The 16,082-nt window shown below is 70.0% G+C and carries 12 protein-coding genes; 2 read left to right on the forward strand and 10 right to left on the reverse strand.

Translation table 11 applies throughout. The features are described from left to right. Nucleotides 1–66: 66 nt before the first annotated feature. From AB0I10_RS01085 to AB0I10_RS01095, 3 genes are all read right to left on the reverse strand, one after another. Nucleotides 67–2,748 carry a bifunctional FO biosynthesis protein CofGH gene (locus tag AB0I10_RS01085; protein ID WP_363150159.1) on the reverse strand — a complete coding sequence of 894 codons (2,682 nt, stop codon included), beginning with the start codon at nucleotides 2,746–2,748 and terminating at the stop codon, nucleotides 67–69. A gap of 216 nt (nucleotides 2,749–2,964) precedes the next feature. After that, nucleotides 2,965–3,366, reverse strand: coding sequence for a VOC family protein (locus AB0I10_RS01090; protein WP_363150160.1), 402 nt, complete (start codon nucleotides 3,364–3,366; stop codon nucleotides 2,965–2,967). A 212-nt stretch (nucleotides 3,367–3,578) separates the two neighbouring features. After that, nucleotides 3,579–4,403, reverse strand: coding sequence for a TIGR03619 family F420-dependent LLM class oxidoreductase (locus AB0I10_RS01095; protein WP_363150161.1), 825 nt, complete (start codon nucleotides 4,401–4,403; stop codon nucleotides 3,579–3,581). A gap of 274 nt (nucleotides 4,404–4,677) precedes the next feature. On the opposite strand from AB0I10_RS01095, the gene AB0I10_RS01100 reads away from it, so the two are divergent. Then, nucleotides 4,678–6,240, forward strand: a complete 1,563-nt coding sequence (locus tag AB0I10_RS01100) for a CehA/McbA family metallohydrolase (RefSeq protein ID WP_363150162.1) — start codon at nucleotides 4,678–4,680, stop codon at nucleotides 6,238–6,240. A 72-nt stretch (nucleotides 6,241–6,312) separates the two neighbouring features. On the opposite strand, the gene AB0I10_RS01105 is transcribed toward AB0I10_RS01100, so the two are convergent. Further along, the gene (locus AB0I10_RS01105; RefSeq protein WP_363150163.1) at nucleotides 6,313–6,450 is read right to left on the reverse strand and encodes a hypothetical protein; all 138 of its coding nucleotides are present in this window, start codon (nucleotides 6,448–6,450) and stop codon (nucleotides 6,313–6,315) included. A 211-nt stretch (nucleotides 6,451–6,661) separates the two neighbouring features. Between AB0I10_RS01105 and AB0I10_RS01110 the strand changes: the two genes are divergently transcribed. Continuing rightward, nucleotides 6,662–7,567: a zinc-binding dehydrogenase gene (locus AB0I10_RS01110; protein WP_363150164.1), complete on the forward strand. Its 906-nt coding sequence runs from the start codon at nucleotides 6,662–6,664 to the stop codon at nucleotides 7,565–7,567. Nucleotides 7,568–7,841: 274 nt separating this feature from the next. On the opposite strand, the gene AB0I10_RS01115 is transcribed toward AB0I10_RS01110, so the two are convergent. From AB0I10_RS01115 to AB0I10_RS01140, 6 genes are all read right to left on the reverse strand, one after another. After that, nucleotides 7,842–9,314 carry an aldehyde dehydrogenase family protein gene (locus tag AB0I10_RS01115; RefSeq protein WP_363150165.1) on the reverse strand — a complete coding sequence of 491 codons (1,473 nt, stop codon included), beginning with the start codon at nucleotides 9,312–9,314 and terminating at the stop codon, nucleotides 7,842–7,844. Nucleotides 9,315–9,476: 162 nt separating this feature from the next. Further along, entirely contained in the window at nucleotides 9,477–11,216 is a 1,740-nt protein-coding gene (locus AB0I10_RS01120) for a D-aminoacylase (RefSeq protein WP_363150166.1), read from the reverse strand. Nucleotides 11,217–11,347: 131 nt separating this feature from the next. Continuing rightward, entirely contained in the window at nucleotides 11,348–12,505 is a 1,158-nt protein-coding gene (locus AB0I10_RS01125) for an LLM class flavin-dependent oxidoreductase (protein ID WP_363150167.1), read from the reverse strand. A gap of 173 nt (nucleotides 12,506–12,678) precedes the next feature. Next, entirely contained in the window at nucleotides 12,679–13,476 is a 798-nt protein-coding gene (locus tag AB0I10_RS01130; RefSeq protein ID WP_363150168.1) for a glucose 1-dehydrogenase, read from the reverse strand. Between the two features lie 48 nt (nucleotides 13,477–13,524). After that, nucleotides 13,525–14,433: an LLM class F420-dependent oxidoreductase gene (locus tag AB0I10_RS01135; RefSeq protein WP_363150409.1), complete on the reverse strand. Its 909-nt coding sequence runs from the start codon at nucleotides 14,431–14,433 to the stop codon at nucleotides 13,525–13,527. 176 nt (nucleotides 14,434–14,609) lie between these two features. After that, a complete protein-coding gene (locus AB0I10_RS01140; RefSeq protein WP_363150169.1) occupies nucleotides 14,610–15,848 on the reverse strand; it encodes an amidohydrolase family protein in 1,239 nt (412 codons plus the stop codon). Between the last annotated feature and the right edge of the window lie 234 nt (nucleotides 15,849–16,082).

Below are 16,082 nucleotides of genomic sequence, written 5' to 3' on the forward strand. Positions count from 1 at the left end.
CGTGGGCTGGGAGCCCCGCAACCCCCGTCAAGCCCCCACCCAGCCCGCCCCGCCCCCCAGTTCCTCCTACTCCACCACCGGCAACAGCTCCGGCAGATGGCCGTCCGACGCCAGCGCCGCCGACTGTCGCTCCTCCGTGACCGGGCCGTACGTGGTCGTACGGGGCCGGGCCGGACGGCCCGCGGCCTCTGCGATGGCGGTCAGGTCCTGGATGGAGCGGTACGAGCCGTAACTGGAGCCCGCCATACGGGAGATGGTCTCCTCCATCAGGGTGCCGCCCAGGTCGTTGGCGCCCGAGCGCAGCATCTCGGCGGCGCCTTCCGTACCGAGCTTGACCCAGCTGGTCTGGATGTTGGTGATGTGCGGGTGGAGCAGCAACCGGGCCATGGCCGTCACCGCGCGGTTGTCCCGGGTGGTGGGGCCGGGGCGGGCGATACCGGCGAGGTAGACGGGGGCGTTGGTGTGGATGAAGGGGAGGGTGACGAACTCGGTGAAGCCGGCGACGTTGTTGGACAGCGCGGACTGCTGGATCTCCGCCAGCAGGCGGAGGTGGCCGAGCCAGTGCCGCGGCTGGTCGACATGGCCGTACATCATCGTCGAGGACGAGCGGATGCCCAGCTCATGGGCGGTCTTGATGACCTCGACCCAGGTGGCGGTGGGCAGCTTGCCCTTGGTGAGGATCCAGCGGACCTCGTCGTCGAGGATCTCGGCGGCCGTTCCGGGGATGGTGTCCAGACCGGCGTCCTTGGCCTCGGTGAGCCACTCGCGGATGGACAGACCCGTACGCGTCGCGCCGTTGACGACCTCCATCGGGGAGAAGGCGTGCACATGCATCCCCGGGACGCGTTCCTTGACAGCGCGCGCGATGTCGAAATACGCCGTACCGGGCAGGTCGGGATGGATGCCGCCCTGCATGCAGACCTCCACCGCACCCACGTCCCACGCCTGTTGGGCGCGGTCGGCGACCTGGGAGAGGGAGAGGGTGTAGGCGTCGGCGTCCGTGCGGCGCTGCGCGAAGGCGCAGAAACGGCAGCCCGTGTAGCAGACGTTGGTGAAGTTGATGTTCCTGGTGACGATGTAGGTGACATCGTCACCCACGGTGGCGCGACGCAGGTCGTCGGCGATCCGGCAGAGCGCGTCCAGGGCGGGGCCTTCGGCGTGCAGCAGGGCCAGCGCCTCGTCGTCGGTGAGTTTGGTGGGGTCGTCGGCGGCCTGCGAGAGCGCCTGGCGTACGTCGGCGTCGATGCGGGACGGCACCATCCCGGGGACGGCGGCCTCGCGCAGCGCCTCCCAGTCGCCGTAGACCTCGTCGAAGTCGTCGCGGCGGTCGCTCGTGCGCCCCTCGGTGTCGATGGTGTGGTGGAGGTCCGTACGGCCGGAGCCGGAGGACGGCAGGGAGAAGCCTTCGTCGGGCTCCTGCCAGGGGTGGCCCTCTACGACGGCGTCCTCACGGGCCAGGCCGGTCTCCGGGTCGGCCAGGGCCCGGACGTGTGGCAGCAGGCGGGGGTCCAGCCAGGGCTCGCCGCGCTCGACGAACTCCGGGTAGACGGCGAGCCGTTCCTTCAGCCGGAAACCGGCGGCGGCAGAACGTTCGGCGAGCTCGTCGATGTGCGGCCAGGGGCGCTCGGGGTTGACGTGATCGGGCGTGATCGGGGAGACGCCGCCCCAGTCGTCGATGCCGGCGCCGATGAGCTTCGCGTACTCGTCGTCCACCAGGTTGGGCGGCGCCTGGAGGCAGGCGGCGGGGCCCATGATGTGCCGGGCGACGGCGACGGTGGCGACCAGTTCGTCCATTTCCGCGTCCGGCATGCCGCGCATCGCCGTGTCCGGCTTGGCGCGGAAGTTCTGCATGATGAGTTCCTGAATGCCGTGGTAGGCGCGGGAGATGCGGCGGAGCGCGAACAGCGACTCCGCGCGCTCCTCGTATGTCTCACCGATACCGATCAGCAGGCCGCTGGTAAACGGGACCGAGCTGCGGCCGGCGTCCTCCAGGACGCGCAGCCGCACGGCGGGCTCCTTGTCCGGGGAGCCGTAGTGCGGGCCGCCGGGCTCGCTCCACAGCCGCTCCGCCGTGGTCTCCAGCATCATGCCCATCGACGGGGCCACCGGCTTGAGCCGCTGGAAGTCGGTCCAGGTCATGGCGCCGGGGTTGAGGTGCGGCAGCAGCCCGGTCTCCTCCAGGATGCGGATGGCCATCGCCCGTACGTACGCGATGGTGTCGTCGTACCCCTCGGCCTCCAGCCACTCGCGCGCCTCGGGCCAGCGGTCCTCGGGGCGGTCCCCCAAGGTGATCAGCGCTTCCTTGCAGCCCAGTTCGGCACCGCGGCGGGCGATGGCCAGGACCTCGTCCGGGGACATGAACATCCCGTGGCCGGCGCGGCGCAGCTTGCCGGGGACGGTGGCGAAGGTGCAGTAGTGGCACTTGTCGCGGCACAGGCGGGTGAGCGGGATGAAGACGCTTTTGGAGTACGTGATGACACCGGGGCGCCCGGCGGCCTCCAGGCCCGCGTCCCGCACCCTGGCCGCCGAAGCGCACAGGTCCGTGAGGTCCTCGCCGCGGGCCTGGAGCAGCACCGCGGCCTCGGTGACGTCCAGCGCCACGCCGTCGCGGGCGCGGCGCAGCGCCCGGCGCATTGCGTTCGCCGTCGGCCGCGCCGGACGGTCCGCGGTCGCGTCCGTCCCCCCGGCGGTCCCCCCGTTGGTCCCTCGGTCAGTTCCCTGGTCAGGCCCCTGCGCGCTGGAAGTCATCCCCCGAGCATACGAGCGCCCACCGACAGCGCCGCCGCCGGAGAACCGGCTAGTGGTGTGCGCCTGATCACGCCAGACGGAGGTTCCCTCCGCACGTGGACAGGGCACTCCCCGGCGGCGGCGCCGGGCACAGCGACCGTGACGGCGCCGGCATCGCGCCGCGACGGTGACCAAGATGTGGCCGAGATAGTGACCGAGACAGTGACCGAGACGGCGCTACAGGCTGGCCAGGAGCTCGTCCGAGTATGTCCGGGTCAGGAACTCCATGTTGTGGCCGTCGGGGTCGTCGATGTACAAGCCTCGGCCGCCGTCCTGGGTGTTGATCACCTGCGGCTGGGTGTGCAGGGGGTCGGCCCAGTACGGCAGCTCACGTGCCTGGATACGGGCCAGAATCCCGTCGAACTCGTCCTCCGTCACCAGGAACGCGTAGTGCGTGGGGACGAATTCCCGCCCGTCGGCAACACTCTCCGCGAAGTCGAGCGTCACTCCGTTGTCCAACTTGAGCGCGGCGAACGGGCCGAACGCCTTGGGCTCCGGAGCGTCCAGAAGGCCGGCGAGAAAGCGTGCGGAGGCGAAACGGTCGGTGCTGTGCACGATCGTGTGGTCGAGTCGAGGCATGGGGGTTCTCCTTGGACCGTTGAACTGCGGACGGTGTACGCATGGGCCTGCGGATCTTTCCCTTCCGACGCTACGACCGGCCGGAGCCGCGCGGATCGGCCTTCGGTACCGAACCGCGCCGGATGGCCGTACGCCGATGGACCTACGCCCCGCCGCGCCGGTGGCCGAAAACGGCCACCTTCCTTGCCCTCCTCACCCCGGCCCCCGCCCCGTCACAAATACTGCGCGAAGTCGTCCAGCGTCCGCAGCACCTCCGCCTCCCCGGCCGGCGGCAGCTGCAGCACCACCTCCGGGAGGCCCAGCTCCCGGTAGTGCGCCAGCTTCCCGGGGGACGGCCGAACCGCGTAAGGCACGACCTCCGGCTCACCCTCGCGCCCGGCGTCCGCCCACGCCCGGCGCAGCACTGGAAAGGTTTCGGCCAGCCCGCGCCCGCCGATCGGCAGCCAGCCGTCCGCGTACTCGGCGATCTGCCCGAAGAGCTTGGGCCCGGCGGCGCCGCCGATCAGGGTGCGCGGCGCGCCGTGCGCCGGCTTGGGGTACGCGAGGGACGCCCGTACCGACCCGAACTCGCCCTTGTACGCGGTCGGTTCCTCGGCCCACAGGGCCCGCATCAACGCGACCCGGTCACGCGTCAGCTCGCGCCGCGTCGACCATTCCACCCCGTGATCGGCGGCCTCTTCGACGTTCCAGCCGAAGCCGACGCCGAAGGTGAAGCGGCCGCCGGAGAGGTGGTCGAGCGTCGCGATCTGCTTGGCGAGGCCGACCGGGTCGTGCTGGGTGACAAGCGTGATGCCGGTGCCCAGGCCGAGCCGCTCAGTGACGGCGGCGGCCTGGCCGAGCGCCACGAACGGATCGAGGGTGCGGCCGTACTCGCGAGGCAGCGGCTCACCCATAGGGGCCGGGGTGTCACGGCTCGCCGGAATGTGCGTGTGCTCCGGGAGATAGAGCCCGTCGAATCCGCGTTGTTCCAGCTCACGCGCGAGCCGGACCGGCCGGATCGTCTCGTCTGTCAGGAAGATCGTGGTCGCGATCCGCATGCTGGAGCACCTCCGCGTCAGGCGTGTGGGTGACCGCATGTTGCCCTACCGCCCGACGGTTATCCACAGGCCTTTCCCTCCGTGTCACACCCGCGTACAACAGTTTTCACACGACGACATGCGGCGGCATGCGGCGACATCGAGGTGATGACGCGCCGATACACGCCGTTACGCGGAGACGCTCAGCGACACTCGACGACACGGCCATCCGACGCTGACGGCCAGGCTGACGGTGACGCTGACGGCACATCCATCCGACGCTTGGGGGGCAGGAATGGACCGACGCGACGTTCTGAGACTTTCGGCGGTTGCGGGCGCATCAGGCGCGCTTACGCTCAGAGCTGTGAGCTTCGCCGACGCGGCACCGGCAGCCGGAGGCTCCGGTCGGGACTCCGGTGGGGGCTCCGGCGGACGTTTCGCCGGAGACTCCGACGGACGAGAGCAGACCCGCAAGGTCACCGGCCATCTCCCCACGGGCGCACCGGACTTCGTCTACCTGCCGGTCGAAGTACCGCACGGCGTCCGGGAGATCGCCGTCTCCTACAGCTACGACAAACCTGCCGTCCCCCAGGGCGCCACCGGCAACGCCTGCGACATCGGCATCTTCGACGAGCGCGGCACGGAGCTCGGCGGCTCCGGTTTCCGCGGCTGGTCGGGCGGAGCGCGTACGGAGTTCTTCCTGCGCGCCGACGACGCCACCCCCGGCTACCTCCCGGGCCCCGTCAACGCCGGCACCTGGCACATCGCCCTCGGCCCGTACACCGTCGCACCACAGGGGCTGACCTACGAGGTCACCGTCACCCTCCGCTACGGCCCTCCGGGACACACCCCCGCACCCGTCCATCCTCCCGAGCGCGCCCGGGGCCGCGGCCGCGCCTGGTACCGCGGCGACAACCATCTGCACTCCATCTACTCCGACGGCAAGCGCACCCCCGCCGAAATCGCGGCGCTGGCCCGCGCCGCCGGGCTGGACTTCATCACCACCTCCGAGCACAACACCACTTCCGCGCACCGCGCCTGGGCGGGCCTGTGGGGCGATGACCTGCTCATTCTCACCGGCGAGGAGGTCACCACGCGCAATGGCCACGTGGTGGCGATGGGCACCGACCCCGGCGTCTTCATCGACTGGCGCTACCGTGCCCGCGACAACGCCTTCGGCAAGTACGCCCGTGCCATCCGGCGGGCCGGCGGCCTGGTCATCCCGGCCCATCCGCACGCCACCTGCATCGGCTGCAACTGGAAGTTCGGACTGAACGACGCCGATGCGGTGGAGGTCTGGAACGGCCCGTACACCCCCGATGACGAGGTCACCCTCGCCGAGTGGGACAACACCCTGGTCGCGCACACCCGCGGTGGCGCGGCCTGGCTGCCGGCCGTCGGTCACAGCGACGCCCACCGCGACCCGGACGTCGTCGGCCTCCCGCAGACCGTCGTCCTGGCCGAGGACCTCTCCCGACGCGCCATCCAGGACGGCATCCGGGCGGGCCGGGTCTGGATCGCCGAGTCGTCGAAGATCGACCTCGCCTTCACCGTCACCGGCGAACGCGGCGAACACGCGGGCATCGCCGAGCGCTTGGAGGTCGCCCGTACGTCGAAGGTCACGGCCCGGCTGAGGGTCTCCGGCGCCCCGGGCTGCACGGCCTCCTTCGTCACCGACCAGGGCACCCTGTACTCGACGCCGCTGCCGCCGTCCGGGGCGGGCACCGTCAGCTGGCAGACGACACCCGACTACGCCGCCTACATACGTGCCGAGGTCCGCCATCCCGCAGCCACGCCGGGCCTCCCGGGCCCGATGGCGGCGCTGACGAATCCGGTGTTCCTGGGCGCGCGGGACTGAGCGGCTTACGGAAGCTGAGCGGCTTACCGAGAGGGGCAGCGGGAGGCCCGTCCGGGACCGGTGGTCACAGGGTCACTCGTCGCAGGGGCCCGAGTCGGCCGCGCAGAGCCAGCCGTCCATGCCGCTTTCATCGGGGTGCTCCAGGGCCTCGTTCAAGGCCACAACACCGATCACCAGGCAGACGACCAACGCCACAGTGACGGCGGTCAACAACCAGAAGGCGATCCGCGCAGTGGTGCCCCAACCCCCGCCCGTCGGCGCCGTCGGCCCCCTCTCCACCCCAGCAACCTCAGCAACCCCAGCAGCCGTGTGACGCCCCTTCATAGCCAAGCCCCGTCCATCCATCCCCCGGAGACCGGAATAACCGGAGTGACCCACCGGTTAAGCCCGCAGAAGCACATTCCCTTGAGGAGGATTCCTGATGCGTGCCCTCGTTGTCGATCACTCCACGCCCGGCCGTCTCACCCTTGGCGACATCGCCGATCCGGTACCCGGACCCGATGAGGTTCTCGTCAAGATCACCGCGGTGTCCCTGAATTACGGTGAACTGCCCAAGTCCGACGACGTTGCCGAGGGCACCGTCCCGGGGTGGGACGCCGCCGGCGTGGTCGAGCGGGCCGCCGCCAACGGCCGTGGCCCCAAGCCCGGCGACCGCGTCGTCACCTGGGGCTGGGACGGCGGCTGGGCCGAGCGGCGCGCCGTCCATGTCGACGAACTCGCCGTACTGCCCGACGCGGTGGACTTCCCCACGGCCGCCGCCCTCCCCGTCGCCGGCCTGACGGCTCTGCGCGCGCTGCGTACGGCGGGCGTGCTGCCCGGACAGCGCGTCGCCATCACCGGTGCGTCGGGCGGCGTGGGGCGCTTCGCGGTCCAGCTCGCCCATCTGGCAGGTGCTGAGGTGTACGCCCTGGTCGGCAGCCAGGCCCGCGGTCAGGGGCTGGCGGCACTCGGCGCGGACCATGTTCTGACCAGCCCGGCCGATATCGACACCCCGGTTGATGTCGTGCTGGACAACGTCGGCGGCTCGCTGCTCGCCGAGCTGCTCGGCCACATCGCCCCGGACGGCAAGGTCATCTCCATCGGTGCCACCTCCGGCGAGCCGACCCCGATCGAGCCGTATCAGCTGGTCATCAACCGGCTGACCCTCATCGGTATCCAGGCCGGCGGCAACACTGGCGCCGACCTCGGCTACCTCGTCCGCCTCCTCGCCGAGGGCCGCCTCCAGTCGAGCGTGGACCGGGTGGCCGACTGGGAGAAGGCCGGCGAGACCGCCACCGCCCTGGTCAACCGCGAGATCCGTGGCAAGGCGGTCCTCACGATCGGCTGACCATGACGATCGGCTGCCCATAGCGATCGGCTGGCCGTAACGATCAGTTGGTCCGCACGATCGGCTGACCCGCCCGTAGCAATGCGGACCGCCGCCAGGAGACAACACTGCGACGGTCCGCATCGAGGCAACCCAGGCCAACAGACACAGGCAACAGACACAGGCAACGGGCGCAGGCCAACGACGGCAGGCCAGCACACCCAGGTCAACAGACACGCGTCAACAGACACAGGCCAACACGCCCACGCCAGCGGATCTGCCGTCGGCCAACCCCTCACCCCGGCCAGACAATCGCCTGCAACTCGCTGTACGCATGCAGCGCGTACGATCCCACATCACGCCCGACCCCGCTGCGCTTGAAGCCGCCGAACGGTGCCTCCATGTTCCGGCCGACCGTGTTGACGCCGACCCCGCCGGCCCGCAGCCGCCCCGCGACCCGGAAGGCGCGGGCCACATCACCGGACCAGACATAGTCCAGCAGTCCGTAGTCGCTGTCGTTGGCCAGCGCGATGCCCTCATCCTCGTCGTCGAAGGGGACGACCACGACCACCGGCCCGAAGATCTCCTCGCGCACCACCCGCATCTCGTTCGTGCAGTCCGCGAACAGCGTCGGCGCCACGTAGAAGCCGCGCTCCAGTTCCGGCCGCTCGCCCCCGGCGACCAGCCGCGCGCCTTCCTTCGCCGCCAGCTCGACGTACGACTCGATACGGTCCCGGTGCGCCGCGGAGATCACCGGACCGACGACCGTGCCCGGGTCCCTCGGATCCCCGACCGGCAGCTGAGCCGCGTACCGGGCGAGCCCGTCCACCAGCCGCTCGTAGATGCCGCGCTGCGCCAGCACCCGGGTCGGCGCGGTGCAGATCTGCCCGCTGTAGAAGGAGAAGGTGGTGCCGATCCCGGCCACCGCCCCCGCCAGATCCGCGTCGTCGAAGACCAGCGCCGCGCCCTTGCCGCCCAGCTCCATCAGCTGCCGCTTCATCCCGCGGCCGCACTCCTCGGCGATCTTCTGCCCGACGGCCGTGGAACCGGTGAAGCTGACCATGTCCACGCCGTTCGCCGCCACCGCGGCCTCACCGACCTCAGGCCGCGCGCCGGTCACGACATTGACCACCCCCGGCGGCACCCCGGCCTCGGCCAGCGCCTCGGCCATCCGGTACACCGACAGCGGATCCTGCGGCGCCGGTTTGACGACGACGGTATTGCCCATCGCCAGCGCCGGCGCGACCTTGCCCGCCGGGTTCGCCCAGGGGTTGTTGTACGAAGTGATACAGGTGACGACCCCCACCGGGCGGCGCACCGCGAGCGCCCCGAAAACGCCCGCCTTCCCCATCGGCCCCGCCTCGTTGACCTGCGGCGGCAGCCCGGTCTCCACCGGCTCCAGCGCGCCGCGCGCGTACCGCTTGAAGCGGGCGACGGACACCCCGACCTGCATACCGCGTGCGGTGCCGGTCGTCGCGCCGCTCTCCGCCTGCGCCAGCTCCGCGTACGGGACGAACTCGCGGCGCATCACCTCGGCCGCGCGGTCCAGGATGACGGAACGCTCCTCGGGCGCGGTGCGGGACCAGCCCTCGAACGCGTCGCGGGCCGCGCCCACCGCCGCCTCCACCTGCGCCCGGCTCGCCTCCGGGGCCCGCCCGACGACCCCCTCGGTCGCCGGGTTGATGACGTCGTAGTGGCCGCCGTCCGGCTCCACCCACTCCCCACCGATGAACAGCCGCTCTCCGCCCACCACTTCACCACCGCCCATGTGACCACCGGCCCACCTGACCACCGGCCCACCGAATCACCAGCCCACCTGACCGCCTGACTGCCTGACCGCCAGCCGCGTCGCGACCCGTCAGCTGACCACCAGCCGTATCGCGACCACTCAGCTGACCACCAGCCACCCCAGGCGCCACCTCTCCCCCGCTCACCTCGTACTCACCGTCTCCGTATCCCGCCCCGACCGCAGCACCGTCCCCGGCACCGCCCCCGTCACCACGTCCTCCCGGATCGTCTCCACCCCGTTGACCCGTACGCTCACGATCCCGATCGCCTTCGAGTCCAGCCGCGGACTGTCCCCCGGCAGGTCGTGCACCAACGTCGCCACCCCGGCGTCGATCCGCTCCGGATCGAAGAGCACCAGGTCGGCGTGGTAGCCCTCGGCGACCCGGCCGCGGTCCCGCAGCCCGAACAGCCGCGCCGGGTCGTCCGTCAGCATCTGCACGGCCCGCTCCAGCCCGACGAGCCTGCGGCCGCGCAGACAGTCCCCGATGAAGCGGGTGGTGTACGGCGCGCCGCACATCCGGTCCAGGTGCGCGCCCGCGTCCGAGCCGCCCAGCATGACGTCCTCGTGCTGCCAGGTCTCCTGGCGCAGCGCCCAGCTGTCCGGGTCGTTGTCGGTGGGCATCGGCCACAGGACCGTACGCAGTTCGTCTTCGGCGCAGATCTCGACCAGGCAGTGGAAGGCGTCCTGCCCGCGTTCGGCGGCGATGTCCCGGACCACCCGGCCCGAAAGCCCCGCATTCGCCGCGGAGTACGTATCCCCGATCACATACCGCTCGAAGTTCACCAGCCGCCGGAAGACCCCGGCCTCCTTGCTGTCCGCGCGCCGCAGCATCTCGGCCCGTACGTCCGCGTCGCGCAGCCTGGCGATCCGCTCGGGCACCGGCAGGCCGAGGATCTCGCCCCAGCCGGGGATGAGGTTCAGTGCGCAGAAGGTGCCCAGGGACATGTTCATGGGCGTGAGGATCGGCATGGTCAGCGCGACGATCCGGCCGCCGGCCTTACGTGCCCGCTCGCTGGGGATCAGCTGACGCGGTACCCGTTCCGGCACGGCCGCGTCGATCGTCAGCACATTCCAGTTCAGCGGGCGTCCAGCGGCAGCTGACATCTCCACGAACAGGTCGATCTCGTCGTCGTCGAACTGGTCAAGGCAGCCCGCGACGATGGCCTCCAGCTGGGTGCCCTCGTGCTCGGCGACCGCGCGGGAGAGCGCGAGCAGCTCGTCGGGACGCGCGTGCCGCGAGGCGACCGGCCGCCCGTCACCGTCCGAGTGGGTGGCGGACTGGGTCGTGGACAGCCCCCAAGCGCCGGCGTCCATCGCGTCGTGGAACAACCGCAGCATGTCCGCCAGCTGCCCCGGCGTAGGCTGCCCGCCGATCGCATCCGCGCCCATCACATATCGCCGCAGCGCACAATGCCCCACCATGAAACCGGCGTTGACCGCAATACGGCCTTCCAGCGCGTCCAGATACTCACCGAACGAGTGCCAGTTCCAGGGTGCGCCCTCTTCCAGGGCGACCAGCGACATCCCCTCGACCTTGCTCATCATCCGACGTGTGTAGTCGGCGTCCTCGGGCCGGTCGGGGTGCAGCGGGGCCAGGGTGAATCCGCAGTTGCCGCCCGCGACGGTGGTGACGCCATGGTTGAGCGACGGGGTGGCGTACGGGTCCCAGAACAGCTGGGCGTCGTAGTGCGTATGCGGGTCGACGAAGCCGGGGGCGAGGACGAGCCCCTGGGCATCCTCGCTGGTACGGGCCTCCTCGGCGGCAGTCCCCGGCTCGGTGATCACCGCGATCCGGCCGTCCCGTATGCCGACGTCGGCGACGTACGAAGGCGCGCCCGTGCCGTCCACGACGGTCGCGCCCTTGATCAGGTGGTCGAGCATGTGCGTGGGTCCCTTCTTCCCTGCGGCTGTACGGCTGGTCAGCTGGCCGGCTCCTCGACTCCTCGGCTGCGCAGCTGGTCAACTAATCGGCTGCTCGGCTGCCAAGCCCCAACCCAGATCACGGACTCAGATCACGACCCAGACCCAGACCCAGGCCCCGACCCAGACCCCGCCCCCTGCCGGAAGCGCGTAGTCCGATGCACCGGATCGGTGTCGATCTTCGGGATGACGTGCTCGCCGATCAGCTTGATCGAGTTGAGCGTGTCCTCGTAGCCCACGCCGATCGGCAGGCCGAAGGAGAGCTGGTCCGCGCCGGCCTGTTCCCAGCGCTTGCACTGCTGGAGCACCTCGTCCGGGTCTCCGCAGATCATCAGCTCCTCGGCGATCAGCAGCTCGATGATCTCCTCGGTGTACTCGGGCAGCAGCTCGGGCCACTCCGGTATGCCGTCGGGCCGGGGGAAGGTGTCGTGGTAGCGGAACAGCAGCGACTGCAGGTAGTTGAGCCCGCCGCCGACCGCGATCTCGACCGCCTTCTTGTGCGTCTCCGCGCAGATCGCCGTCGACGTCACCATCACGTTGTCGTTGACGAAGTCCCCGACCGCCTCCGCCTCCTTCACGGCCGTCTTGTACGACTCGACGACCCACTCCATGTCGGAGACCTTCTGCACGCTGAAGCCCAGTACGCCGAGCCCCTTCTTGCCGGCCATGGCGTACGAGGACGGCGAGCCGGCGGCGTACCACATCGCCGGGTGCGACTTCCCGTACGGCTTGGGCAGGACCTTGCGCGGCGGCAGCTCCCAGTGCTTGCCCTTGAAGCCGACGTACTCGTCCTGGAGCCACATCTTGGGGAATTCCGCGATGGTCTCTTCCCAGAGTTCCTTGGTGTGGTTCATATCGGTCACGCCCGGCATGAACCCGAGGATCTCGTGGCTGCCGGCGCCCCGCCCGGAGCCGAACTCGAACCGTCCGCCGGAGAGATGGTCGAGCATCGCGACCTTCTCGGCGACCTTCACCGGGTGGTTGACCGGGGCGAGCGGGTTGAAGATGCCGGAGCCCAGATGGATCCGTTCCGTCGCATGCGCGAGATAGCCCAGGTAGACATCATTGGCCGACAGGTGCGAGTACTCCTCCAGGAAGTGGTGCTCGGAGGCCCAGGCGTACTTGAAGCCGGACTTGTCCGCCTGGATGACGTACTCGGTCTCCTCCATCAGCGCGTGGTGCTCGGCCTCGGGGTCGGCCTCCGCCCGCGCGGCGGGCACATAGCCCTGCACAAAGAGCCCGAATTCCATGGGAGTTCACTCCTTCGGGGTGCCGGGGTCGCCCCCCGGGGAAGGTGTTTCTGGCGATCTGACGATCCGTCAGCTACCTGACCACGGCCGACTCTGGCACCGCCCGCACACATCGTCAATAGCTGACGATGAGTCAGACAACCCCGCCCCGCCCCACCCGTTCCCGTCCGCCCTCAGAAGACCGAAACCCCCGCCATCCACCCCCCGTCGATGACGAACGGCTGCCCCGTGATGTACGACGAGTCCTCGCACGAGAGGAAGAGAGCCAGCCTGGCGACCTCCTCGGGCTGCCCGATCCGCCCCATCGGGACGACCTTCCCGTAGAACTCGTCCAGCGCCGCGCCGCCCGCCTCGCCGCCCACCTTCGGCCCGCCGTCCGCGGCGACCTTGTCCGGGTTGGTCATCGGGGTGTCGACCGCCCCCGGACACATCGCATTGACCCGTATCCCCTTGCCCGCAAGCTCCATCGCCGCGACCCGCGTCATCCCGACGATCGCCGCCTTCGTTGCCGCGTACGAGGTCAGGAACGCCATCCCGGTCAGCGCCGTGTACGAGGCGGTGTTCACGATCGTCCCGCCGCCGGCCGCCACCAGCTCGGCCGTCACCGCCTTCATCCCCAGGAAGGCGCCGACCTGATTCACCTGCACCACCTGCTGGAACTCCTCCAGCGGCGTATTGACCAGCTCGTTGAACCGCAAGATCCCGGCGTTGTTGACCAGTCCGTCGACCTTCCCGAACGCCGACTTCGCGGTAGCGACCGCCCCTGACCAGTCGTCCTCCCGGCTTACATCCAGATGAACGAACCGGGCCCGCTCCTCCCCCAGCTCCTTGGCCAGCGCCTCCCCCGGCCCGTCCAGTACATCCCCGATCACGACTCGCGCCCCTTCAGCCACAAAGAGCCGCGCCTCCTGCTCACCCTGCCCGCGCGCCGCGCCCGTGACGATGACGACGCGCCCATCCAGCTTGCCCATGCCTGCCTCCCAGCCATTGAGATGCGGTTCCTTGAGATGCGGTCCGGCCTAATCGTTGAGCTGAGGCGCGACATCGGCCCCGAACGCCGCCATCTGATCGACGAGTTCGCCCCGGCTCCGGCTCCGGAACCGCACCTGGATCTGGTCCACCCCCATCGCCCGGTACTCCCGCAGCGACTCGGCGATGGCGTCCGCCTTGCCGGAGAGCGTTCGCCGCCCGACCGACCAACTGGGCTCGCCCACGTACAACGGCTCGGCGATCGTCCCCACGGTGATCGGCTCCACGATGCCGGCCGCCTCCCTCAGCCGCTTGAGCTTCGCGATCTGCGCGGGCAGCCGGTCGCGCGGATCGCCCTGCGGCAACCAGCCGTCCCCCCTGGTCGCAGCCCTGCGGACGGCAGCGGGCGAGGAGCCCCCCACCCAGACGGGGACACGCTCCTGAGCAGGCCGCGGCCGCTGCCCGAGCCCACTGAACCGGTACCGCTCGCCATGATGCTCCGGGTACTCCTCAACCCCGAGTGCGGCCTTCAGCGCGTCAACGGTCTCGTCGAGCACGGCCCCACGCCCCGGGAAGTCCGCCCCAAGAGCCTCGAACTCCTCCTCCACATGCCCCGCCCCGACCCCGAGGATCAGCCGCCCGCCGGAGAGGTGGTCGAGGGTGGCGTACTGCTTGGCGGAGACGAGCGGATGCCGCAGCCCGACGATGGCGACATGACTGAGCAGCCTCACCCGCTCGGTGACCCCGGCCAGATACGAGAGCGTGGCCACGGGGTCGTACCAGATCGTGCCCATCGCCTCCGCGAGCCGCCGGGGTATCGCCACGTGATCACAGCTCGCGATGTACGCGAACCCGGTGCGGTCCGCGACCCGGGCGATCTCGGCGAGGTCACCCGGCCCCGCATCCGCCTCCCACGCCTCCGCGAAGAGGCTGCTCTGCGACTGAACGGGCAGCTGCATCCCGTACACCAGCCGCCCCTGCGGCAAGATCTGCACCACGCCGGACTCCCCTATCTGACGATCCGTCATATAACGGTGAGCCGTCATCGTGATGCCTGACGGCACATCAGACAAGAGGCGCGGAAGCGTGGACGGCGGCGCGGCGGACGTCAGCCACCGGCTGCGACCGTGATCCGTTACGGTGCCCCTCTCCCCGCCGACGGCCCCCAAAGCCCATCCCTCGTAAGCCCCAGCAACTCAATCGCGTTCCCCCGGACGATCCGCTCCACGACCCCCGCCTCCAGGTGACCCATCTGGGATTCCCCGACCTCCCTCGATTTCGGCCAGGTCGAGTCCGAGTGCGGGTAGTCCGTCTCGTACAGGACATTGCCGACGCCGATCGCGTCCAGGTTCTTCAGACCGAAGGCGTCGTCGAAGAAGCAGCCGTAGACGTGCTCGGCGAAGAGTTCGGACGGCGGGCGGAGGACCTTGTCCGCTACGCCGCCCCAGCCCCGGTTCTCCTCCCAGACGACATCCGCCCGCTCCAGGACGTACGGGATCCAGCCGATCTGGCCTTCCGCGTACATGATCTTCAGGTTCGGGAAGCGGTCGAACTTGCCGCTCATCAGCCAGTCGACCATCGAGAAGCAGCAGTTGGCGAAGGTGATGGTGGAGCCGACGGCGGGCGGGGCGTCGGCGGAGGTCGACGGCATCTTCGAGGAGGAGCCGATGTGCATCGCCACGACCGTGCCCGTCTCGTCGCAGGCGCGCAGGAACGGGTCCCAGTAGTCGGTGTGGATGCTCGGCAGGCCAAGGTGTGGCGGGATTTCGCTGAAGCAGACCGCCCGTACGCCGCGGGCGGCGTTGCGCCGCACCTCCGCGGCGGCCAGTTCCGCGTCCCAGAGGGGGATGAGGGTGAGGGGGATCAGGCGGCCCTGTGCCTGCGCGCCGCACCACTCCTCCACCATCCAGTCGTTGTACGCGCGTACGCCCAGCAGGCCCAGTTCGCGGTCCTTGGCCTCGGTGAAGGTCTGGCCGCAGAAGCGGGGGAAGGTGGGGAAGCACAGGGCGGACTGGACGTGGTTGACGTCCATGTCGGACAGGCGGTCGGGGACGCTGTACGAGCCGGGGCGCATCTGCTCGTAGGTGATGCCTTCGAGCTTGATGTCGTCGCGGGAGTAGCCGACGGCCGTGTCGAGGCGGGTCAGCGGGCGGTGCAGGTCCTCGTAGACCCACCAGTCGGCTATCGGCCCGTCGTCACCCACATCGCCCATCTTCGGGGCGAACTTCCCGCCCACGAAGGTCATTTCCCTCACCGGCGCCCGGACGATGCGCGGGCCGGTTTCGCGGTACTTCGACGGGAGCCGGTCCCGCCAGACGTTGGGGGGTTCCACCGTGTGGTCGTCCACCGAGATGATCTTCGGGAAGCTCTCCATGACCGCTACGGTAGCGCTGATCTGACGATCCGTCAGTAATCTGTCGGCAACCTTGGCGGCAGCCGGAGGGCCGTTCACTGCGGGGTGCATCAGGGGGCGCATGGAGGCAATGAGAGTTAATTACCGGCCAAGGGGGCGCACGGAAGCGGACGCTCCGCGCCCCCTTGTGCACCGGCTCATCCGCCCCCCGATCAGCCGGGGAGGCTTTGTGCACGCACCCGACCCCTACTGACG

Source organism: Streptomyces sp. NPDC050636 (genome assembly GCF_040654775.1).
Classification (GTDB): Bacteria; Actinomycetota; Actinomycetes; order Streptomycetales; family Streptomycetaceae; genus Streptomyces.